Raw genomic sequence first — 22,183 nt, forward strand, 5'->3', positions numbered from 1 at the left:
AAACCTCTTAATGACAAGAAAAGGAAGTCCGTATCATACGGCTTCCTTCCCTCCATTTTGTTAGTTAAGCTTAAATTATTTATTTAGTTTTTCTGCAGTTTTGTCATAAGCACGAATAGCATCGAAATTGCTATCCTTTGAGTCAACGTAACCTTCATGAGAGTAAACTGACGAAATAATTTCGTGACCCTTTTTAGTTTTAGCGATGGCTTTAAAAGCTTTGGCAATTTTTTCTTGCCAAGCTTTATTCATATCACCACGAACAGTAATTGTATCGTTAGGAATACCCTTAGTTGTGTAGAGAGGGACAACTTTTTCCATCACATCTTTAGCATCTTTTTGTACCAACAAGCGTGCCCCTTGGAAGACAAAAGCAGCATCAACATCGCCATTATAAACGGCTAGAACACCTTGGTCATGACCTTTAACTTGAACAGTCTTAATACCGTCCTTATTAACATTAATTCCTTGACGATAAAGCTCGACTGCAGGATAAATCCAGCCGGCTGATGAGGTCGTATCTTGAACCGCAATCTTTTTACCCTTCAAATCATCAATTGACTTGATACCACTATCCTTGCGAACTAAAATTGTTGATTTATAGTTATCAACAACTTGTTTAGTAATTTGATCGTTAGGTTCTTTATAAGCGTAGCGTTCAGCTTGCAAAATAACTTTAGCGCCGTTTTGTTTATGAGCTAAAACATAAGCATCAGGTGGTAAGAAGCCAACATCAACTTTTTTAGAACCCATTGCTTCAACAATTGTGTTATAGTCCGTCGATACCGAAACTTTAACAGGAATCCCCAATTGTTTCTTAAGTAATCCTTCTAACGGTTTAGCCTTTGCTTCAATCGTACTAGCATTTGAAGATGGTACGAATTGAACGGTTAACTCCTTAGGTGAATATGATTTATCTTTAGCTGCACTGGCACTTTTGCCGCAAGCCCCCAAAACTAAAACCAGTGATAATGCTCCCACCGCTGTAACTAATCGCTTAAAAATTCTCATCAAATTTTCTCCCTCATTCGTTTTTTGAACAATTTCAGTATAATGATTAACACGAACTATTTCAACAACTATTTTAAAAATAGTTTGTATTTTTAAAATAAGTTTTATTATTTTTAGTTATTTTTACTATTTTTTTAGTTTATAATCGAACTATTTTATAAATAGTTCGCTTTCTAATTCGTGTTTTAATCTCCCGGCTAAAATTTCTCATCGCCCTTTTAAATCAACTTACTGTTGGAATTAACCTTGACGTCTTTTAAGCATTAGCGTAATCTGAGAAAAGCATTACATATCTTTCACAAAGGGGCGTTTATTAAATGTGGTTCTTACCAGCACTTATCACCCTACTTGCTTGGGGTACTGCCGATCTTTTTTATAAGATGGGTAATAATCAAGATGAGAAAGACAGTGCATTAAAAACTGTCATCATGGTTGGTTTAGTCATGGGCTTGCACGTTATCGGTTATTATTGGCTTTATCAAGGCATTAACTATGACTGGAAAAACATTCTTGTCTATTTACCAGTTTCATCGATGTATATTTTATCAATGGCGGTTGGCTATTTCGGTTTGAGATACATTGAAGTTTCCATCTCTAGTCCGATTAGTAACTCGTCTGGTGCCTTTGTCGTCTTAATGTCATTCTTCTTTATGCACGCAACCATGAAGCCATTACAGTGGTTTGCCGTCATTATTATTATCATTGGCATGTTCTTACTAGGTGTCTTTGAAAAACAAGAAGCAGATGCTGAATTTAAACGCGAAGGCAAAGTTATTGATAAAAAATATCGAATTAGTGCCATTGCTATTATTTTCCCAATTATTTACGCATTATTAGATGCTACTGGTACTTACTTAGACGGTGTTTATCTTGACTACCGTAAAATTCTGCCAGAAGATCAAGCTAATATGAGTTACGAATTGACTTTCCTAATTGTGGCAATCGTCGTTTGGCTCTATCTCAAATTCGTTAAGAAAGAGACCGTCAATGTCTTTAAAGAACGCACATTAGGCTTTGCTGCAATTTTTGAAACTTTAGGTCAATTCTTCTATGTTGGTGCGATGGCCGGCAATTCCATTATTGCCGCACCTATGATTGCTTCATACAGTATCGTTTCAATTATTCTCGCGCGGATTTTCATCAAGGAAAAACTAAATACCAAACAATATATTGTCGTTGCCTTTATCATGTTAGCCATCGCTATTCTTGGTTTTTACGACGCATAATAAAAGACCCCCATCAAAACTTAACTCATTTTGATGAGGGTCTTTTTTCTTTGCAGTTCAAAATTAATTGAGATTGAAAATAAGCTGGTTCTACTAAAAATATTAAAATAAACTACTTTTCAGAATCGTTAATATCTTGAATAACATGAGCTTGATATTGTTTTGAAACTAAAATAATATCTTCAAATAAAGTTTTTAAGTAACCCTGTACTTCTGGATCTGCTGCAGCTTTAACTTGAGCATAAATTGCTTGTTCGCGTTCTTTATTAGTCAAAGGCGAATGAGTACTAGCTTTTTCAGTGGCAATTTCTTTTGATAAAGCTAAACGTTGCGTTAATAATGGCACAAGTTGGGCATCAATAGCATCAATTTTTTCTCGTTGTGTTTCTAACATTAATCTAAAACCTCTTTCAATTTTGTAAATGCGGTTAAGGCATCCATTTGTAAAAGTTCAATTCCTGAAGTAGTGATTGGTTCATTGTTGATTGCAAAAATAGCCGTGGTTGGTGAACAATATTGTAGCAATTGGGCAAAGGGATAAACACGAAAACTAGTTCCAACAATAATCACTAAATCAGCTGCTGTCAGTGCAGCAATCGAATCTTGTATCACAAGTGGATCAATTGACTCACCATATAAAACAATTCTTGGTCGAATAATCCCGCCATCTTCAGGATGGTGATAATCTTGCTGATATTGCTCGTAATCAATTGTTTGCCCACACTTTTGACAATACAAATCATAAAGATTGCCATGAAATTCAATTAAATGCTGATTACCGGCCTGCTGATCTAGACCATCGACGTTTTGCGTAATCAAAATACCCTTATTCTGACAAATTATTGCTATTTCTTGATGTATTAAGTTAGGTTTAGCCTCCGGATAATACATTTGCTGTTGCACGAAATCATAAAAATCTTGGGGATGATCTTGCAAGTTTTCATGACTCAATAAATATTCCGGATTCGCGTGATGAGCATATAAGCCAGACTTAGAACGATAATCTGGAATACCTGAATGGGTTGAAACACCAGCACCAGTTAAAAAGACAATTTTATGAGCGGCTTGTATATTAGCCGCTAAGTTAACAATTGCTGGCAGCATTATTGCTCATCCTCTGGAAAAACTGGTAAATCTCGCGGTGCATAATTGAGTGCGAATTTGTCGAGAAACGCCTGAACAGATAAATCATAAATTGCTAACATGGCGGCTTCTTGTTGCTCATCTTTAGGAATCTCAATTAAGCTAATGGCTTGTTCATCTTGGATTCCCTTTACTAAATAAGTTGTCGCAGCATTAGGTTGCCGCCACAATTGAAATAGCTGCCGCACGGACAGTTTCAATTGACGCTCTGATAAAACTGGCTTTAACAATAAATTATCAGCTAGTGATGGTACTTGTAGGCCAAATTTATCAAAATATTCTGCAAAATAATTAATTAATTGGTCAATCAAAGCTCGTACTTGACGGTTTGTTGTCAAATTAGCCGTGGTTACGAGTTGCCATAACTCTGCGGCAACTTTCATACTTTTAGCAAACTTTTCTTGCCATTGGTCAACTGAACCAACAAAAGTAAAAGTATCGGCCAATTGAATAGCTTTCATGGCAATCACTAAAGCAGAAGTTGTACTGTCATCAACGGGCAATTTTTCATCAATTAATTTTTGAATAGCTTGTTGGACATCATCGTCCAACACACCTAATTCAAGCAACTGCTGATGCATCGCTTGGTGAACCACAATATTACGTAATTCTTGACCAATCTGATCAAGGAATTGACTGAACTGCGGGTTATTTTGTTTCACATAACTGATTTGCACGCTTTGTCGTCCTTCTTGTTGTAAATGCATTAATTCATGCGCTACAATGAAGTTAGCAAATCTTGGATTAGGGACAAAGAGTTCAATATCACCCGTTTTAGTCAGAATCATTTGTGATTCTTCTGGATCAAGCATTGTTGCTGGGAATTGGCTTTCTTTTTCTTGCAGAATAATCTGTTTAGGTGCCATTTCTTTTTGGAATTGATCGAGTAAGTTTTGTACTGGTGCTGATAAATTAAATGTTGACGTCATTTTGTCACGTCCTTAACTTTTGATTGCCTCTATTATACCGTATTTACTTGGATCTTAAAGATTGGAGGATGTTATTTTGGAAATTATCTTACCCCATGATCAGAATGGTTATTTACCAGATCAATATAGTAAACATGCAGCCAAGGAAAATTTGCGCGATGGATTTCCAATTATTTCGCCACCAGTTATCATTAATAATGTTCCAGTTGAAGCTAAAACTTTAGCACTTACTTTTTTAGACTTTGATGCTGTTCCTGTTGGTGGTTTCGTTTGGATTCATTGGTTAGCAGCTAATATTCCTGCCAAAACGCAAGTCAAAATTCCCGAAAATGCCAGTCAAGTTAATGATTTATCATTCATTCAAGGTCGTAATAGTAATGCAGGTGCTTTAGCTTATCATGATGACCCCTTGATTAATCAGCGTTATGTTGGTCCACAACCACCTGATCGTGATCATCAATATCAATTGACAGTTTACGCACTCCGTGACAAACTTAACTTACAAGCTGGTTACTGGCTGAATGATTTTTATCGGGAAGCTGAAGGCTTGATTATTACCAGCAGCCAATTGTTAATTCCCGGTCGAGTTTAAAAAATTATAATTATACTCAATATCTTGTTGTACCTAGGAGGAAAAATATGCGTCAAGTAAGCATTGGTTTAGATAATATTAACGCATCCGAAATTGCCCTTGGTCTGATGCGCATTGCCGATAAAACGACAGATGAAACAGTCAAGTTGCTCGAAACTGCTGTTGAACATGGTGTTAACTTTTTTGATAATGCCGATATTTATGGTGGTGGCGATTCTGAACGGCGGTTTGGTGATGCTTTAGCTGCTTCTACTATTAATCGTGATGACATTCTAATCCAAACTAAGGTTGGTATTGGTAAGAATGAATATGACTTCTCAAAGCAACACATTCTTGAAGGCTTAAATGGCTCATTGGAACGAATGGGTCTTGACCATGTTGATTTCCTATTATTGCACCGTCCTGACGCCTTAATGGAACCAGACGAAATTGCTGAAGCCTTTTTCGAATTACAAAAATCTGGTAAGGTTCGTGAATTCGGTGTTAGTAATTTTAATCCAATGCAAATTGAGTTGTTACAACAAGCAGTTGCTCAACCGCTTGTCATCAATCAATTACAATTAGGATTAATGCATACTGGAATGATTGACTTTGGTTTCCATACAAATATGACTGACCCACGTAGCACTAACCACGACGGCGGCATTTATGAATATTCACGTTTAAATAACATGACGATTCAGGCTTGGAGCCCTTATCAATATGGTTTCTTCGAAGGCGTCTTTATTGATAATCCTAAATTTCCAGAAGTTAATGCCATGCTTCATAAAATAGCTGACAAATATCATTCTAACGTTAATGCCGTGGCTGCTGCTTGGATTCTACGTTTACCAACTAGCGTTCAAGTCATTGCAGGTACAACAAATCCTGAACGATTAGCACAGATTTGCGAAGCTGATCAAGTTCAACTGACACGTTCAGAGTGGTATGACCTTTATTTAGCTGCTGGTAATGACTTACCTTAGTCCAAGATGTACGCAGACAATTATTAATGATTGAGTTGACAAACGACTTAATTCTCGATATACTTTGAACAATTTAGAAACTTTAATTTGGTCCCGTGAGGCCAAAAAGTAGTTAAGCATACGCATGTTAACTCATGATTTTTTGACGACCTCACGGGCAAAGTGGGGTCTTTTTTTATGCTTTCCCACTTACCAATTTAAAGGTAGGAGGTTAACATGGTACAGCCATTGATCATTGCTTTGGATTTTCCTAAGGCCGAAATCGCCCTTGATTTCGTCAAGCAGTTTCCCACCAGCGAACAACTTTTTGTTAAAGTCGGTATGGAACTTTATTATCAAGCCGGACCAACTATTATTCGTGAGCTACAAGCATTAGGATGTCAAATTTTTCTAGATTTAAAACTACATGATATTCCCCACACTGTTGAGCAGGCTGCCACAGTTATCGGACAGTTAGGCGTTGATCTAACGACCATTCACGCAGCTGGCGGTCAAAAAATGATGCAAGCTGCTGTCTCAGGTATTGCAACTGGTGCCAAAAAAGCCAACGTTCGCCAAGCTAAAGTGCTGGCAATTACACAACTCACATCCACAAGTGAACAAATGTTACATCAAGAATTAAACATCAACACATCATTAACCGATTCAGTTGATCACTTGGCACAATTGGCGGCCGCTAGTCATGTTGATGGCGTTATTTCTTCAGCCTTAGAAGTTCCTCACATCAAAGCGGCAACATCCGCTAACTTTCTGTGTATCTCACCTGGCATTCGTTTAACTAGCCAGAGCACGGATGACCAAGTACGCATCGTCACACCAGCTGGCGCACACCAACTAGGTAGTGATGGCATTGTTGTTGGACGTCCCATTACCCAAGCACCTGATCCAGTCGCCAGTTACCAACAAATCAAAGCATTATGGGAGGCAAAATAATGATTAACGAAAATATGGCCAATTTAATCGCAAGTGATCTACTTCAAATAAAAGCCGTCAGCTTTAGTCCTAATTCACCTTACACTTGGGCAAGTGGTATTAAATCCCCTATTTATACCGATAACCGCTTAACTATTGCCTACCCTCGTATTCGTGAACAAATTGCCACAGGTTTAGCAAATATCATTGCCACAACTTTTCCCCAGGTTTCTGTAATTGGCGGGGTTGCCACTGCCGGTATTCCGCACGCAACTTTGGTAAGTCAAAATTTAAACTTACCGTTGATTTACGTTCGCTCTCAAGCTAAAGATCATGGCAAGGGACGGCAAATTGAGGGCCAACTACAAGCCGGTGACCAAGTAATTTTAATCGATGATCTTATTTCAACTGGTGGTAGTGTCCTAAAGGCAGTTGCTGCTGTGCGTGCTCAAAACATTGATGTCCTTGGCGTCGCTGCTATTTTTAGCTATCAGTTACCTGATGCAGTTGAAAACTTCCGCAGTGCTAACGTTCCGCTGGTGACCTTAACCGATTATGATCATTTAATTCAACAAGCAACTCAACAACACTATTTGGCAACCTCAGATGTCACTGCCGTTCAACAATGGCGGCAGGATCCTTGGCATTGGTCTTTATAAACTAATTTCGCTAAAGCCACAAAAAACATAAGTGGGTTCAAATAATGAACCCACTTATGTTTTTTTGTCATATTTAAATAAGGATCAATCTGTTTCCAGCGTCCGTAAGTGCCGCATCGTCCGAATGTATGAACTAATCAAGACCAGTAAGGACCCTATCCAGGCAAGGGGATTAGCCATACTAGCACCGGTAAAGCCAAGTAACCCAATTAAAACTAATCCAGCAAACGAACGCATTAATAACTCCATAATGCCGGCCAACGTTGGCACTAAACTTTGGCCTAGGCCTTGAAGGGTATAACGAACAATGAATAAAATTGACAACAACCAATAACAACTACTATTAAAGCGAAAATAAGTTTGTGCAGTTGCAGTTACCAATGGTTGACCAGTACCAATAAAAAGATTAACCAACGGCTGCCCAAAGATAATAATGAGCGCGCCGGTAACCGCAGAAAAAGTAATCGACACAATTAATGTTTGTTTAACGCCTAAGCGAATGCGACTAAATTCGTGGGCGCCCCAGTTTTGCGCAGCAAAAGTAGCCATTGTAATCCCAAAAGACATGGCCGGCATAGTTGCTAAGCCGTCAATGCGACTGGCCGCCGTATAAGCAGCTACTGCATTGGAGCCTAATGAATTTAACATAAATTGTAAAATAACTGAACCAATAGCAATAATTGAAGATTGAAAACCCATTGGCAAGCCTAAACGAAGATGTTCTTTAATCTCTGAAGCTGATACTTTAAAATCTTCGCGATGAATTTGTAATAACGGGAACTGATGATAGATAAAACCCAAACATAATAACGCCGAAATGAATTGTGCAAGGACCGTTGCAAAAGAGGCCCCGGCAATACCCCAATGAAAAACTAAGATAAACAATAATTCTAGGCCAATATTAATAAAGCAAGCAATAATCAAAAAGAACAGTGGCGTCTTACTATTGCCCATGGCTCGAATCATATTAGCAAACAGATTATAAGCGACGATGGCAATAATACCGGCAAACTGAATAACTAAAAAGGTATAGGAATTATCGATAATATCGCTGGGTGTTTGCATAATTTTCAAGATCTGCCCACAGAAGGTCACCCCAATAATCGATAAGACAACCGACAAAATGACACTAATCATAATACTAGTTGCAAAGCTTCGCTTAATTCCGCGATAATCGCCGGCACCATAATGCTTGGCGGCAATAATTGCAAAGCCACTGGTCGCACCTTGGGCAATCCCAATTAGTAAAAAGGAAAGACTACCAGTTGCCCCTACGGCTGCCAATGCTTTAACCCCAATTGTCCGCCCCACAATTACTGTATCGGAAACCGTATAGACTTGTTGAAATATATTGCCAATTAATAATGGAATGGTAAAGAAAAGAATTTGAACAATCGGCTTACCCTTTGTTAAATCACGCAAAATAGCTCCTCCAAAACTTAAATCGTTTAATAAAATCGGCCTTACTCAAAACAGTCTGCAAAAGTAAACTAGATTTACGAATTATTGTAGCATTTCTAAGCTAAAATAAAAGCCCCATAACCCTTTATTTTCAAATAATTAATCGCTTTCTTAATTTTCAATTATTAACCATTTCATTTTGTAATTCTAAGCATAAAATTGCAAAAAAATAGATTGAAGCAATGACTAATTAGCTTCAATCTTTTTTAATTTAGGCCTTAAAATAGTTTAAACCAATAGCATCGCGGACTTCTTGCAAGGTTTGTTCGGCAACTTCGTTAGCCTTAGCACTGCCTGCTTGTAACATTTCGTAAACGGCCGGAATATCTTTGGCGTACGCTTCACGACGTTGACGAATAGGTCCAAACTCTGCTTCCAGAACTTCATTTAAGTAACGTTTAATCTTAACGTCACCTAAACCACCATGTTGATATTGAGCTTTTAACTCAGCAACTTTCTTTTTATCGGGATCAAAAACATCTAGATAAGTGAAGACCATATTACCTTCAACTTGACCAGGATCATCTACATGAATATGGTTGGGATCAGTGTACATTGACATCACTTTTGACCGCAATTCATCAGCAGAATCTGCTAAGTAAATCGCATTATTCAAAGACTTACTCATTTTGGCATTGCCATCTAATCCAGGTAAGCGGCCTTGGCCCTTAGGTGGAAAATAGCCTTTGGGTTCAACTAAGATATCCGTATTATAAGTGTTATTAAAAGTCCGTACGATTTCGCGTGCTTGTTCCATCATTGGTTCTTGATCGTCACCAACTGGAATAGTATCAGCTTTAAAAGCGGTAATATCAGCAGTCTGGCTCACCGGATAAACTAAGAAGCCAGCAGGAATAGACTGATCAAAATTCTTTTGTTTAATCTCAGCCTTAACCGTTGGGTTGCGCTCTAGCCGTGAAACCGTCACTAAATCTAAATAATACATTGTTAATTCATTTAAAGCTGGAATTTGTGATTGTACTAAGATTGTTGATTTAGCTGGATCAATTCCCACAGCTAAGTAGTCTAAAGCAACTTGAATGAGACTATTGCGGATTTTTTCAGGGTTACGCGCATTATCTGTTAAAGCCTGCATATCTGCAATCATGACGTAGGTATTATACTCACCTGAATTTTGTAAAGCAACTCGATTTTTTAACGAGCCTAAGTAATGACCAATGTGTAATTTACCTGTTGGGCGATCGCCAGTTAAAATTGTTTTCTTTGTCATCATTATTCCTCCATCTTCATTTAAAAAATCGCAAAATAAAAAGTCCTATCGTATTAAAAATACAATAGGACGAAATTTTCCGCGGTACCACCTAAGTTACGCCTTAGCGTCAACTCATTGAATTAAGGCTTCAACACCGTCAGGACTTGCGCCACTGACCATATTAGGATCCATTCATTTAATCGATTTATGTTGCTCACACCATCCAACACTCGCTTAAAAACCGGCTTTAAATTACTACTTCCTAGACCTTATCGGCATTTATTGACTTCATCATAAGGCATTATTTGTAACAAAGTCAAGGTCAAAAAATTACTCAGTTAGTATTTCTCCCCAAAAACTTCGTGAAATACTTTAAAAACTTTTAAGACTTTTTAGCTAAGGTCGCATTCTATTAACGAATACGGTATGCTCAATAATATAAAAATGAAAAGTGAACCTTGGGGGCAACTATGAGAAGTCCGGCATCTTTTTTTGGTAATTTAGTTCGTTTTATTTTTTTCACAGTATTAGTCTTACTGGCAATCTGGCTAAAAAACATGGCCTTTGCTGACAATCGAGTCTCGGAGACTTTTGTTGTTTTGTTTATGGCATTAGCAATTATCATGCTTTGGTTTTTTATTCGTCAATTTAACCTTGAGCAACAATACTTTATGGTCAGGCCTAACACACGTCAACAAGTCCTGAGTAACGCCAGCGGTTTTATTACCTTAATGTTGTTAATTATTGGAGCACTTAATTTATTAATTGCTTGGTTACAGACTGATAATAAATTACCGGCTTTTATTAATACTGTAGGTCATTTTGATATTAACGACGGCGGCTTTTGGTTGAATATTCTACTAGTCGGCATTATTTTGCCAATATTAGAACAACTTCTCGTCACTGGTTTCTTGTTCAACTACGCTTTTCGTGGCTCACGTCCAGTGACAGCAGTAGTCGGCATTTTCATTAGCGCTATCTTCTTTGCAATTCTACAATTTCAACCACTAACGATGCCTTTTGTTATTCAACTATGGTTTGGTTTATTATTTGCTATGAGTTATTTATATACCCGCCGAATCGAAGTTCCGATTTGTCTTAATATTTTTAGTGCTATTTTAATGATCGTACTCGCTTAATCTTCAAAAAGGCCATCATGATTGAGGTTTTGATTTTATCAAATCAGTCTCAATCATGATGGCTTTTTTGTCGTTTTATTTTTGTATTGGTACATCAAGCTTACGTTGATACAAGTCACTAGGTAAAGAGGTAATTAAATGTGACGGCTCGCCTAAGGAAAGTAATAACAGTTCGTGCATCGCTCTGGAAGCAATCGTATAGATAATTTGGCGATCGCCTTCTTCATGAAAAGAATTTTCCGAAACGTTATAACCAATAACTGCATCAAACTCCAAACCTTTTGCAAGGTAGATTGGCATAATCATCACGCCACGATGTAAACGTCGTTGCTTTTCTGTCATTAAAGTTACTTCCGCATCGACTTGTAAAGTGGCAAAAATTTGCTCCGCCTCTTCATGCGTTTTCGTTAAAATAGCAATCATGCCGTATCTTTCAATTAAACGTGAGCATTCTTGACTTAATTGATGATTCAAATCTAAAAGTCGTGGACAAACAATTAATTGCGGCACTGGTCCCGGTCGATTAAAAGCCAAAATTGGCGCATGATCTTGCAATAGCGCACTCGCAAAATTAGTGATCTGAATTGTCGAACGATAACTGTTATTCAACTCATGAATTTGAATTTTTTTATTAGGAAAAAGCTGCTTAACCGTCTGAATAATATTAGTTGCTTGATAATTAGCCGCAAATAAATCCTGCGCATAATCACCAAGTAAGGTTAACTTAGCGGTTGGGAAAGCATGTTGTAGGTAAAGTAATTCGGCAGCAGAATAATCTTGCATCTCATCTACAAACAAATATTGAATCTGCCGATTTTGACCGCCACCTGTAATTAAATCACGCAAGTATAAATATGGTGCAACGTCACTAAGTTGAATTTGATGCTTTTCAAATCCCTGGCGCACACTGCGATTACGCGCTTGCCAAGTAGCAGCACTTATCTTATCAGGACGAACGCTATCCAAAACGGCCAAATACTGGCGTTCAAAATCAATAAAGTAATTGTTATATAGTGCCTCATAAAGCGGATATAAATGACGCTGCGCGATCTTTTTACATAAGAAGGTTTGCTCAGCTGCAGCTGAATTAAAGGTATGACCAGCAATTAAATCATGATAGGCACTGTCAGATAATAGATCTAACTGTTCTGTGGCCCAATCAGACTGAGCCCAGGCCGTAACTTGGCGTTGTAAATAACGAATTAAACGATTTTTTGTTTGTAAAATCTTTTCGGGTAAACTATTTTGCTCTTTAGTAGCAGCATAAACTTGCTGCATCAGCTCTGCAGAGATAATAACTTCACCATCTAAATACAGATCGTTGAAAAACAGCTTAGGCCGTACCACTGTCATTTCTGTAGCAATTTGTTGCATAATGGTGGCGCTTTCTAAATAACGCCGCATTTCCTTTGTTTTGGCTGGGAAAGAAACTTGGTCAATCTCAAAACGCGAAAAACGATCTTCAACCTTTAACCCTTCTAAGCGTTGACTGAAGAATTCATGCAAGGTAACTTGGCGCATATTCTTCTCGCCCAAACTTGGCAATACTTGAGAAATATAGGCACTAAACAAATGATTAGGTGAAAACATGATAATTTGATCAGAATCAAGTTTAGTGCGGCTATGATAGAGCAGATAAGCAACCCGTTGTAAAATTGCCGAAGTTTTACCAGAACCGGCAACTCCTTGAACGACCAAAACATCGGCATCAGTATTGCGAATGATATCGTTTTGCTCGCGTTGAATCGTTGCCACGATGTTTTGCATGTATAAACTAGCTTCTTCGCCTAAAACTTGTTGTAAGATTTCATCACCAATTGTTTCGCTAGTATCAAACATATTGACAATTTGATCATCTTTAATCGTAAATTGCCGCTTGCGGACCAAATTAGCTTGTTGTTGGCCCATTGGTGTTTCATAACTAACCTGGCCCAGCGTGCCATTATAATAAATACCGGCAATCGGTGAACGCCAATCATAAATTAAAAAATCATCTTCATCATTGACCAACGAAGCCGTGCCAATATAAAGACTATCTTGTTCTTGAGCATTCTCTTCGATATCAATCCGACCAAAATATGGCGAAGCTTGCAAGCGGTCAAGACGATTTTGTTTATTCTGTAAAATCGTTTGATTCTCCACAGCTAAGGCAACTAATTGCTTTTGCTGTTGAACTGCGGCGTTCGTTTCCATCTGATCATCAACTTCAGTAGTGTTGACCTTGGTCGCGTCACCATAGTTTTGTTCGATGTGATGTGTTTCTCTTTCAGCGAGAGCTAATTTTTCTGCCGTTTCAACTCGCTGTTGCCGAATAATGGCGGCGACCTTTTTAACACGCTCTGCTTCATAATTTTGATCTGTTGCTGCAAACATTTCATCGACTCCTAATTCCAACACTAACCTGTCAAGATTGAATATTAATTCTATGACTAATTAGGGTAATAGTAAAGCACTAAGAACCAGCACACCAGGTTAACTATATTAATCCCAGCCCCTTATTAAGGCACGTTACTGGGAATCTGTGCTATAGTGGAGTTGGTTAAATTACACCTCTTGGGAGATGAGTTCATGCGTAAAATTCTTTTGATCGTCTTACCTGTTGTTACTGTGTTCTTCTTATCAGCCGCCTTTGTGACGAGGGCTATTGCCAAATTAGCCAACTATCCAAATTAACTTCAAAAAAGCAAAGCGTTTGGGCTAACTTCACCCAAACGCTTTTTTATAGTTTATTTTGTTTTCTAGTTTGAAGAGACTTCACTGTTTTAAATACTCATGATTTTGACTTAATTCTGGTAGATGTTGATGCTTTAACCGCGGAAAAACATAGTGATCTGCTTGACCAACAATATAACCTTGACACAACAATGAAAAAACCGTTCCTAAATTAATTGCATATAACTGATGTGTCAGTAAATAAGTTAAGGTAATCGCAATAATAGGTGGCACAAATGAAACAATTTGGGCAGCCCAGGCATTACCATGCAACAATTTAAAACGTACCAATTGCATCATCTCATCAGTTGGATGTAAGGCAATATTAAGGCGTTGATAAATTGAAATTGCGATACCGATCAACATAATACCGCCAAAATCCAATGATATCCTCAATAATATCGGCCAAGTCATCAACGGTAATTGTAAGAAAAAACGACTGAACCACCCCACCAGAATACTAAAAGGTACCGCAAATAAAATATTACCAATAAAGGCATGCCAACTAAAGTAACCACGTAAAAAGATATTGACAATCACCGCAAAAGCCGCGATTAAAATCAAAATCGTATTTAACTGCCAGCCACTAGCATGCGCGATATTAACAGCAGAGGCGGTCCACAAGGCACTTCCTAAATTTAAAGCCACCGTAATTCCGTTGCCGATACAGTTAAGCACAATTGAAATTGTAAAATAAATGATTTGTTGCCGGATTGTTAACTTTGTCGTCATTTTAACCCACCCAATCAAAAAATTGCCACTTGCCTAATCTTACCACAATGACAGCGGTTTTCTCATTGAATTAACGATTCAAATTTACTAATCAAAAGCCAATAATCATCTGATGTTCCTTGAATTTCGTGGGTTAACAGTGCTATGCTAATAATCGTTTGACTAGTTTCTATTTTAATTTTATGCCCAGTATCATGATAGTCGGTATAAAATTGCTTTAGCTAATTTGCCAATCAAAAATCAGCTTCACTCATCTAGCCGATCGTTTTGCTGTTGGTTATGAGTGAAGCCCAAATATGAAAGGCGATCATCTTGCGTAAAACATTTCTACTGATTCTACTGTCCACCTTCCTTTTCAGCTCTATGGAGATCATGCTTAAATTAGCAGGTAGTGATTTCAATCCCATTCAGCTTAACTTTTTACGATTTTTAATTGGTGGTATTTTCTTACTACCGCTGGCACTCCGCTCAATTGCTAAAAATCATTTAAAAATTAATCGCCAGGCTGTTAAAAACTTTGCTTTGACGGGTTTATTGTGTGTGTTAGTTAGTATGACTTTATTCCAGTTAGCTGTTATGTACGGTAAAGCTTCCATTGCTGCTGTTGTCTTTAGTTCAAATCCCGTCTTCGCGCTACTCTTTTCTTATCTCATCCTACACGAGACTTTATCACGACCTAATTTAATCTCGGTGATTGTATCAGTGCTTGGTTTAATCGTTATTATGAATCCCTTACATTTAAGTAATCCACTAGGGATGACACTGGCATTACTTTCAGCCATTACTTTTGGCTTTTACAGTATTATTTCTCGCAAAGTTTCGCAAACTGAACATTTTGATGGCGTCACAATTACCAGTTTTACATTTATCTTTGGTGCGCTGGAATTAGCTGCTTTAATGGGTCTAAGTCACTTACCAGCAATCGCTAATTTGATGAATCAAAATGCTATTACCAAAAATTTTGCCATGATTCCTTACTTTGCCGGAATTAACATGTCAACGATTGCGATGATTTTATATCTTGGCATTGGGGTCACCGGGATTGGTTTTGCAACTTACTTCATCGCAATGGAACGTTCAGATGTGGCAACGGCCTCATTGGTTTTCTTCATTAAACCAGTTCTAGCACCAATTATGGCCTTAATTATTTTACACGAAGCCATCTTACCAGATACTTGGGTCGGCATTGCAATTATTGTTGTTGGTTCTGTGATCAGCTTTGTTGGACAACGCGCTGCCACTGTTGAAAACGCCATGAACCATGATGACTTCTTAGATACCGTCGCCGCAGAAGGCGCTGATGCAGATGCCAAATTAGCTGCTGAAGTTGCCGATGTTAAAAATGAACTACACCAGCAAGAAGCTAAGGTTGCATCTAAAACCAGCATTCATGCTAAAACCACAAATTAAGTTAAGTTAACTAAAAACGCTAAGGAAAAATTCCTTAGCGTTTTTTTATTTACTTAAAAATTAAGCTGATTGTTCAACCAGTTTAAGTAATGATAATAATTCTGAAATTTGATACGTTGGTTGAACAGTTGTGGTTGTTAAATGTTGTGGATTATACCAAACGGTGTCAATACCAGCATTCACGCCACCTTGAATATCTGATGTTAATGAATCACCAATAATTAAGGTCTTGTTTTTGTCAAAATTAGTAATATTATTGGCAACACTGTCAAAGAAACGCACATCTGGTTTTTGATAGCCAACTGCTTCTGAAACAAAAACCTGTTTAAAATATGGTGCAAAACCACTATCTTGCAAACGCATATTTTGTGTCTTCGCCACACCATTAGAAACAATATACAATTGCAGTTGCGGCAGTTGACTTAATTGCTGCAATAATGCTTGTGCTTGTGGTACTTGTTGATGGCCGTGATTGAGACCTTCGCGATAAACTGCCTCAGCTTGTAAGCCGGCGGTTGTATCTGCCAATTGGAATTCCTGAAATAATTCTGGAAAGCGCCGCTGAAAAATCGTTTGCCGATCAATCTCTCGGCGCTCAAATTGTCGCCACAAATTCTGATTAAGCACTTCATAGCGCTCTTTAATTTCATCCGTTAAACTTAAGCCGAAATGCTTGAACATTAAGGCCAACGAGGCTTCTTCTGAAGCACCAAAATCTAATAAAGTGTCGTCAACGTCAAATAGTAAAGTTTGATAAGCCATAATAACTCCCTAATTATTAATCATGATAAAACTTGCTTTAAGCTCACTATTAGATTCAGTCGAATCAAGTTGTGAGAATTAAGCTTGATATTTTTCTTCTAAATGACTCATCCAATAACCTAAAGCCATCCCACTGAGAAAAAGCAAGATTGATGCAATCAAACTTAAGGCTGTTATTTTTGTACCAAAGGGAATAATCATGATTGTAGAAGCAAAAACAACACCCAAAATAAAATGAAACATGCTTGCATAAGCATGACGGAAAATATAATCGGCTAACTTAGACAGTAGTAAAACTGAGATAACTCCACCAATTGCAAGTGGTATTAAAATACTAAAATCAAACGTTTTAATGCCATCAGCCATGTCTTTATACATACCCATATAAATTAAAAAATTAGACGGACTTAATCCAGGAATAATCATACCTAAACCAATTAAGAAACCTGCTACTATCCATGTGCCAAAATTTTGTGTTACACCATGACCAAATAGTTGTTCCCCAAAGATTAAAAAGACCAAGCTGACCACAAAAGTGACACCTAAAATAACCAGATGTTTAGAATCTCGTCCTTCTTTACCGGCTTGTTTCCATAATGAAGGCACAGTGCCAACAATCGCACCAATAAAGAACCATAAAATTTGCGCTTCATATTTTCCTAAGGCAAAACTAACTACAAAGGAAAAAATAAAAACACCAGCGATACCCCCTAGACCTAGTGGAATTAAGTAACGGACATTCTTCTTAAAATCTTGCGTCATATGCGCTAAGAAGGTAATAATGCGCTCATAAACACCAAAAACAGCAGCAAGCGCGCCACCACTTACACCTGGTAAAATAAAACCTGAACCAATAAAAATTCCTTTAACAAAACGTAATAACCAATCTATCATCGAAGCCCTCTTTTATCATTAATTTATTTTTTATTATCTAAAATTTTGCTATGTTAAAGCACGGTCAATCAAGCGATGCCTCAAATAACTTGCGCACCCAATGTATTTTTGAAATGACGCAAGGCCCATTCATGACCTTGGGGATCAAAACTCGCCACAGCCTGCTCATGAATAACGATATCATAGCCTAAATTATAGGCATCAACAGCAGTGTGTAATACACAAATGTCTGTACAAACGCCAACTAAATGTAATTCAGTAATTCGTCTTTCTCGCAAACGTACATCTAAATCGGTCCCGCAAAAAGCTGAGTAGTGACGTTTATCTAACCAATAAATCTGTTCTGTATAATTTTGATAATAATCTGCTAACCGGCCATATAATTGGCGACCAGGAGTTGCAGCTAAGTTATGGGGAGGAAATAATTTGTTTTCAGGATGATAATGATCCTCTGCATCATGACGATCTACTGCCATGACAACAAAATCCTGGTGCTCAACAAACGTTTCTGTTACTTCAACCAATGCCTGTTCAATTGCTTGGCCAGCTTGTCCGGTTGTCAGGGCACCATCGGTGGCAACAAAATCATTCGTGTAATCAATGACGACTAATCCGCGCATAGTTAATCTCCTTGTTAATTAATCAACAGTGTTTTAATCATTATCACAAAAATAAGTCTAAAAGACAAAAGAAAACCTTGTTGACCTAGGAATTTACCATAAACTTAAACGCCAATTCAGTTATTTTAATTAAAATTTAGTGAGAAAAACTTGACGATTCAAAAACTAGTCTGTGTTACAATGATTCTTAGCGATATTACTGGAGGAGTCATTATGTTTAAAAATATTGTCTTTGACATTGACGGCACTTTAATCGACACTGAAAAAGCCTATATGAACGCTTTACTTAAAGTCCTCAATGAACAGCGTCACCATGATTTTACTTACGAACAAGTTGTTACTATCTTTGGTATTCCTGCTAAAGAAGGCTTACAAGAATTAGGTCTTGCAGACGAAGATATTCCTGGCATTATTAAAGATTGGTATGTTGCCTTTGACGATTTTGCCGATTTAGCTAGTATTTTTGACGGCGTCACCAATACCTTGAAATCTTTGCAAACATTTGATATTGAACTTGGTATTGTAACGTCTAAAACATTGGCTGAATTTAAATCTGTTTTTGATCCGCTAGGTTTAACCCCAATCTTCCAAAACGTTGTGACTGCTTCTGACACAGCTAAACACAAGCCTGATCCAGAACCACTATTGAAAATGATTGAAATTTCAGGTATTCCCGCTGAACAAACACTATACATCGGCGACACTAAATTCGATCTCGATTGTGCTCATGGTGCTGGCGTAAAATTCGGTCTTGCTGGCTGGGGTGCTCATAATAACGGGCAGTTCCAAGAGATGGATTACTTCCTATCCCGACCTGCCGAAATTGTTGATTTAGTTCGTTAATTGATTAAAGAAGTTAGTAATTAAAAACTAACTTCTTTTTTATGCCCAAAAATTCGTTCAAGACGCTGATTATCTGACACGTCATTGAAAATTTTAGCGAAATCAATTGGGCGTTATGACGAAATTAAAAAATCGACAATGAAAGCGTTGACAATGTTAAACAACAAACTTATGCTGAAATTAAACAAGTGAAGGAGTATTAATTGATGACAAAAGAAATTTTTGAAACTGTTAATCATGAAACCATCTATAAATTATCCGTGACAAACAAAAATAATGTCATGATCTCTTGCCTTTCTTATGGGGCTAATTGGTATGAATTACTGGTACCTACTGAACACGGTCCTCAAAACTTGATTTTAAATTTCTCCAAAGTAGCAGATTATCAAAGGATTAATCCTTATTTGAATATGTCAATTGGTAGAACTGCCGGTCGAATTGGTCATGGTAAGTTCAACTTAAACGGAAAAGAGATTTCAGTACCACAAAATGAAGGTGACAATACGCTGCACGGTGGTCCTCATGGTTTTCATAATACAAATTGGGAAAGCGCTGTGGATGGTCAAGTTATTACCTTTACCAAAAATATTACCGCGGACTACGATCAATATCCGGGAAATCTCGCTGTTAAAATTACTTATACACTCACTGATGACAACCAAGTGCTGATCGATTATTACGCAGCGGCTGATGCTGACGGTATTTTTAATCCGACTAATCACGCTTACTTCAATTTAAACACTACTGATCAAAACGTTAAGAATTTGACGTTGCAGTTACGGAGTAGTCATCATTTAGCGTTAGACAAGGAAAAGATTCCTACTGGCGAAACGATTGCAAACGCTCATACTCCGTTTGATTTTCAAACGACTAAAACAATTGGTGCAGCCATTGACAACATGCAAGATACCGACGAAAAAGGTCTTGACGATGTTTATTTAATCGACGAACACCCAGAAAACGAACCGATTGCCATCCTTAAAAATCCTGACGAAAATATTGCGGTCGAAATTTACGCAGAACGCAATGGTATTGTCATGTTTACGGCTAACAAATTTGGTGCTGACCAACCTTTTATCGACAAAACTGGTCAACCATACGTTGGCGTAGCGCTTGAATCGCAAACCGTTCCGAATGCGGTTTTTGATCCTAGCTTTGGCGATATAAGCATTCATCAAGATGAAACCAAACACTATCAAACAAAATATCAAATCAAGTTTTAAAGCAACTAAAAAATCCGACTGTTGAATTTATTTCAACTGAGTCGGATTTTTTGATAAGGTTAATTTTCTTTTTTTGAATCTACTGTTTCCAATTTTTGATCAGCAGCAAGTGATACACTCTCATCGCCTTCGTATAATCCAGAAACAACTTTAAACCATTCAAAGAAACGCATGAATAAAATTTTGAGCACGGCATAAGCTGGAATACCTAATAAAACGCCTAACAAACCAAACATCTTACCAGCAGCTAGCAAAATCAATAAGGTCGTAACAGGATGCATATCCATCTTACTACCGACAATCAATGGCGATACAAATCGACTCTCAATTGTCTGTTCAATCGCAAAAACAATTAAAACTTTAATCACCATGAATGAGTTCGTAAATGCAGCAATAATTAAAGCTGGAATAATCGCTAAAAATGAACCTAAGTAAGGAATTAAATTTAAGAAGCCGGCTAAGACACCTAAGGTTAAAGCATAATTCTGACCAATAATCGAGTAACCAACGGCAAACATTACGCCGACCCAAAAAGCAACGGTTAATTGCCCACGAATATAATTACTAAGTGATTGATTAATCGCTGTTAATAAATCACCCGTTGATTGCCGAAATTTAACCGGTACAAATGTCAAAATATGATCTTTAAACACAGGACCATCTTTTAACATAAAGAACAATACGAATGGCGCCGTGGCAATTGTCACAAAAACATTGCCAATCACACCAACAGCCGATGTAATATTATTAAACCAATCAGCAATGTTGTTATTAACTTGTTTGACTAAGCTAGAGCTGATTTGATTAAACTGGGAATTAATTTGATCGCGCACACCACTTAACTGAGGAACGGTTAAGAGCTGGTCACCAGCAGTTTGCAAGTTCTTCCAATACTTCGGCCAATTATCAATCATTTGTTGCGTTTGCGTTTGAATAATCGGAATTAACGACACAATGCCCCAAGCAAGCAAGGCAATAATCGCAATAAAAACTAAAGTGATCGTCAAAATCCGTGGCATTTTAAAATGACTTTCAGAGAATTTAACCACTGGTTCAATTAAATAATACAAAATTCCCGCCGCAACCACCGGTGGGAAAATCATTTGAATAAACGAGCCCACTGGTTGGAAAACCCAACTTACATTAGCAAACAGCCAGATAACCGCTAAGGCTAAAAAGATATTAATCAAAGAAACGGTGGCTTTATTATTGAGAAACCAGCGATAGAACCAAGATTTCCGTGTTTTTTTAGGATCTGTCATTGAGCTCCCCCTTTCAACTATTAGAACTTTTTTATAATCGCATTATTGTTCGAGATGATGATAAACCAGCTCAGTCCCAATTTTAAAATCTGGTTTTATGGTGGCGGTCAGGTAAAGCGCATTTTGTAAATCTTGGGGACCCTCATCACCAAAAATTAAAGTAACGTGGCCAATCGTACGAATATTCTCGTTAACTAAACTACCCACATGTTCAATTGGGTAAGTAGTACCGTCGATGATTAACAAATCACCGTCTGCTAGTGTCAACTCGCGTTGAGCCGTAGTTGCGGCAAATTTCTGAATGACGGCAACGGCTCGTAATTCAGGACTTGCACTTTCATCAAATAAAATAACCATCGGATCTTTAGCTGATAAAGCCTGTTCACCAATCGCTGTAATAACTGCTTTAACGTCTGCCATTCATCAATCATCCTTCACTATTTAAAATTTATTATCTTATTTATGGTTAAAACTA

At 37.6% G+C, this 22,183-nt stretch carries 22 protein-coding genes; 9 read left to right on the forward strand and 13 right to left on the reverse strand.

What is annotated here, in order from left to right:
• Positions 1-75: 75 nt before the first annotated feature.
• Positions 76-1,011: a phosphate/phosphite/phosphonate ABC transporter substrate-binding protein gene (locus FC84_RS00220; RefSeq protein WP_057753561.1), complete on the reverse strand. Its 936-nt coding sequence runs from the start codon at positions 1,009-1,011 to the stop codon at positions 76-78.
• 317 nt (positions 1,012-1,328) lie between these two features.
• Between FC84_RS00220 and FC84_RS00225 the strand changes: the two genes are divergently transcribed.
• Entirely contained in the window at positions 1,329-2,237 is a 909-nt protein-coding gene (locus FC84_RS00225; protein WP_057753564.1) for an EamA family transporter, read from the forward strand.
• 112 nt (positions 2,238-2,349) lie between these two features.
• Here the strand turns inward: FC84_RS00225 and FC84_RS00230 are convergent, their stop codons facing one another.
• Genes FC84_RS00230 through FC84_RS00240 form a run of 3 tightly spaced genes read right to left on the reverse strand, consistent with a single transcriptional unit; the run spans position 2,350 to position 4,309 of the window.
• On the reverse strand, positions 2,350-2,631 hold the full coding sequence (locus tag FC84_RS00230; RefSeq protein WP_057753567.1) for a chorismate mutase: 282 nt from the start codon (positions 2,629-2,631) through the stop codon (positions 2,350-2,352).
• Positions 2,631-3,341, reverse strand: a complete 711-nt coding sequence (locus FC84_RS00235) for an NAD-dependent protein deacylase (protein ID WP_057753570.1) — start codon at positions 3,339-3,341, stop codon at positions 2,631-2,633. Before FC84_RS00235 ends, FC84_RS00230 begins: the two co-directional genes overlap by 1 nt.
• Entirely contained in the window at positions 3,341-4,309 is a 969-nt protein-coding gene (locus FC84_RS00240; protein ID WP_057753573.1) for a hypothetical protein, read from the reverse strand. Before FC84_RS00240 ends, FC84_RS00235 begins: the two co-directional genes overlap by 1 nt.
• Positions 4,310-4,385: 76 nt before the next feature.
• Here FC84_RS00240 and FC84_RS00245 point away from each other — a divergent pair, with 76 nt between their 5' ends.
• The 4 genes from FC84_RS00245 (at position 4,386) to pyrE (ending at position 7,437) form a co-directional block, all read left to right on the forward strand.
• On the forward strand, positions 4,386-4,901 hold the full coding sequence (locus FC84_RS00245; RefSeq protein ID WP_057753576.1) for a YbhB/YbcL family Raf kinase inhibitor-like protein: 516 nt from the start codon (positions 4,386-4,388) through the stop codon (positions 4,899-4,901).
• Positions 4,902-4,948: 47 nt separating this feature from the next.
• On the forward strand, positions 4,949-5,866 hold the full coding sequence (locus FC84_RS00250) for an aldo/keto reductase (RefSeq protein WP_057753579.1): 918 nt from the start codon (positions 4,949-4,951) through the stop codon (positions 5,864-5,866).
• A 216-nt stretch (positions 5,867-6,082) separates the two neighbouring features.
• Positions 6,083-6,799: an orotidine-5'-phosphate decarboxylase gene (pyrF, locus tag FC84_RS00255; RefSeq protein ID WP_057753586.1), complete on the forward strand. Its 717-nt coding sequence runs from the start codon at positions 6,083-6,085 to the stop codon at positions 6,797-6,799.
• Positions 6,799-7,437 (forward strand): orotate phosphoribosyltransferase, encoded by a 639-nt coding sequence (gene pyrE / locus FC84_RS00260; RefSeq protein WP_057753590.1) that lies wholly within the window; start codon positions 6,799-6,801, stop codon positions 7,435-7,437. The genes pyrF and pyrE overlap by 1 nt, the downstream gene beginning before the upstream one ends.
• An 84-nt stretch (positions 7,438-7,521) precedes the next feature.
• On the opposite strand, the gene FC84_RS00265 is transcribed toward pyrE, so the two are convergent.
• Both FC84_RS00265 and trpS read right to left on the reverse strand, forming a co-directional pair.
• Positions 7,522-8,859: an MATE family efflux transporter gene (locus FC84_RS00265; RefSeq protein ID WP_057753592.1), complete on the reverse strand. Its 1,338-nt coding sequence runs from the start codon at positions 8,857-8,859 to the stop codon at positions 7,522-7,524.
• A 250-nt stretch (positions 8,860-9,109) separates the two neighbouring features.
• Positions 9,110-10,129 (reverse strand): tryptophan--tRNA ligase, encoded by a 1,020-nt coding sequence (trpS, locus tag FC84_RS00270; RefSeq protein ID WP_057753595.1) that lies wholly within the window; start codon positions 10,127-10,129, stop codon positions 9,110-9,112.
• Positions 10,130-10,581: 452 nt separating this feature from the next.
• Between trpS and FC84_RS00275 the strand changes: the two genes are divergently transcribed.
• Entirely contained in the window at positions 10,582-11,250 is a 669-nt protein-coding gene (locus FC84_RS00275) for a CPBP family intramembrane glutamic endopeptidase (protein ID WP_057753598.1), read from the forward strand.
• A 75-nt stretch (positions 11,251-11,325) separates the two neighbouring features.
• Here FC84_RS00275 and helD read toward each other — a convergent pair whose 3' ends face one another.
• Together helD and FC84_RS00285 are read right to left on the reverse strand one after the other, a co-directional pair.
• Positions 11,326-13,623 carry an RNA polymerase recycling motor HelD gene (gene helD / locus FC84_RS00280; protein WP_057753601.1) on the reverse strand — a complete coding sequence of 766 codons (2,298 nt, stop codon included), beginning with the start codon at positions 13,621-13,623 and terminating at the stop codon, positions 11,326-11,328.
• A 381-nt stretch (positions 13,624-14,004) separates the two neighbouring features.
• The gene (locus tag FC84_RS00285) at positions 14,005-14,694 is read right to left on the reverse strand and encodes a DUF6198 family protein (RefSeq protein ID WP_057753604.1); all 690 of its coding nucleotides are present in this window, start codon (positions 14,692-14,694) and stop codon (positions 14,005-14,007) included.
• Between the two features lie 312 nt (positions 14,695-15,006).
• Here FC84_RS00285 and FC84_RS00290 point away from each other — a divergent pair, with 312 nt between their 5' ends.
• Positions 15,007-16,104, forward strand: coding sequence for a DMT family transporter (locus tag FC84_RS00290; protein WP_057753607.1), 1,098 nt, complete (start codon positions 15,007-15,009; stop codon positions 16,102-16,104).
• Positions 16,105-16,164: 60 nt separating this feature from the next.
• Here FC84_RS00290 and FC84_RS00295 read toward each other — a convergent pair whose 3' ends face one another.
• From FC84_RS00295 to FC84_RS00305, 3 genes are all read right to left on the reverse strand, one after another.
• A complete protein-coding gene (locus tag FC84_RS00295; protein ID WP_057753610.1) occupies positions 16,165-16,866 on the reverse strand; it encodes a YjjG family noncanonical pyrimidine nucleotidase in 702 nt (233 codons plus the stop codon).
• A gap of 78 nt (positions 16,867-16,944) precedes the next feature.
• Complete coding sequence (locus tag FC84_RS00300) at positions 16,945-17,760, reverse strand: DUF368 domain-containing protein (protein ID WP_057753613.1); 816 nt, start codon at positions 17,758-17,760, stop codon at positions 16,945-16,947.
• Between the two features lie 80 nt (positions 17,761-17,840).
• Positions 17,841-18,380 carry a cysteine hydrolase family protein gene (locus FC84_RS00305; RefSeq protein ID WP_057753616.1) on the reverse strand — a complete coding sequence of 180 codons (540 nt, stop codon included), beginning with the start codon at positions 18,378-18,380 and terminating at the stop codon, positions 17,841-17,843.
• Positions 18,381-18,593: 213 nt separating this feature from the next.
• On the opposite strand from FC84_RS00305, the gene FC84_RS00310 reads away from it, so the two are divergent.
• Together FC84_RS00310 and FC84_RS00315 are read left to right on the forward strand one after the other, a co-directional pair.
• Entirely contained in the window at positions 18,594-19,223 is a 630-nt protein-coding gene (locus FC84_RS00310; RefSeq protein ID WP_057753618.1) for an HAD family hydrolase, read from the forward strand.
• A gap of 206 nt (positions 19,224-19,429) precedes the next feature.
• Complete coding sequence (locus tag FC84_RS00315) at positions 19,430-20,446, forward strand: aldose epimerase family protein (RefSeq protein WP_057753622.1); 1,017 nt, start codon at positions 19,430-19,432, stop codon at positions 20,444-20,446.
• Between the two features lie 59 nt (positions 20,447-20,505).
• On the opposite strand, the gene FC84_RS00320 is transcribed toward FC84_RS00315, so the two are convergent.
• Both FC84_RS00320 and FC84_RS00325 read right to left on the reverse strand, forming a co-directional pair.
• Positions 20,506-21,708 (reverse strand): AI-2E family transporter, encoded by a 1,203-nt coding sequence (locus FC84_RS00320; protein ID WP_083479471.1) that lies wholly within the window; start codon positions 21,706-21,708, stop codon positions 20,506-20,508.
• A gap of 42 nt (positions 21,709-21,750) precedes the next feature.
• Positions 21,751-22,128 (reverse strand): PTS glucitol/sorbitol transporter subunit IIA, encoded by a 378-nt coding sequence (locus FC84_RS00325; RefSeq protein ID WP_057753625.1) that lies wholly within the window; start codon positions 22,126-22,128, stop codon positions 21,751-21,753.
• Positions 22,129-22,183: the final 55 nt, after the last annotated feature.

This window comes from Lapidilactobacillus dextrinicus DSM 20335, from assembly GCF_001436095.1.
Classification (GTDB): domain Bacteria; phylum Bacillota; class Bacilli; order Lactobacillales; family Lactobacillaceae; genus Lapidilactobacillus; species Lapidilactobacillus dextrinicus.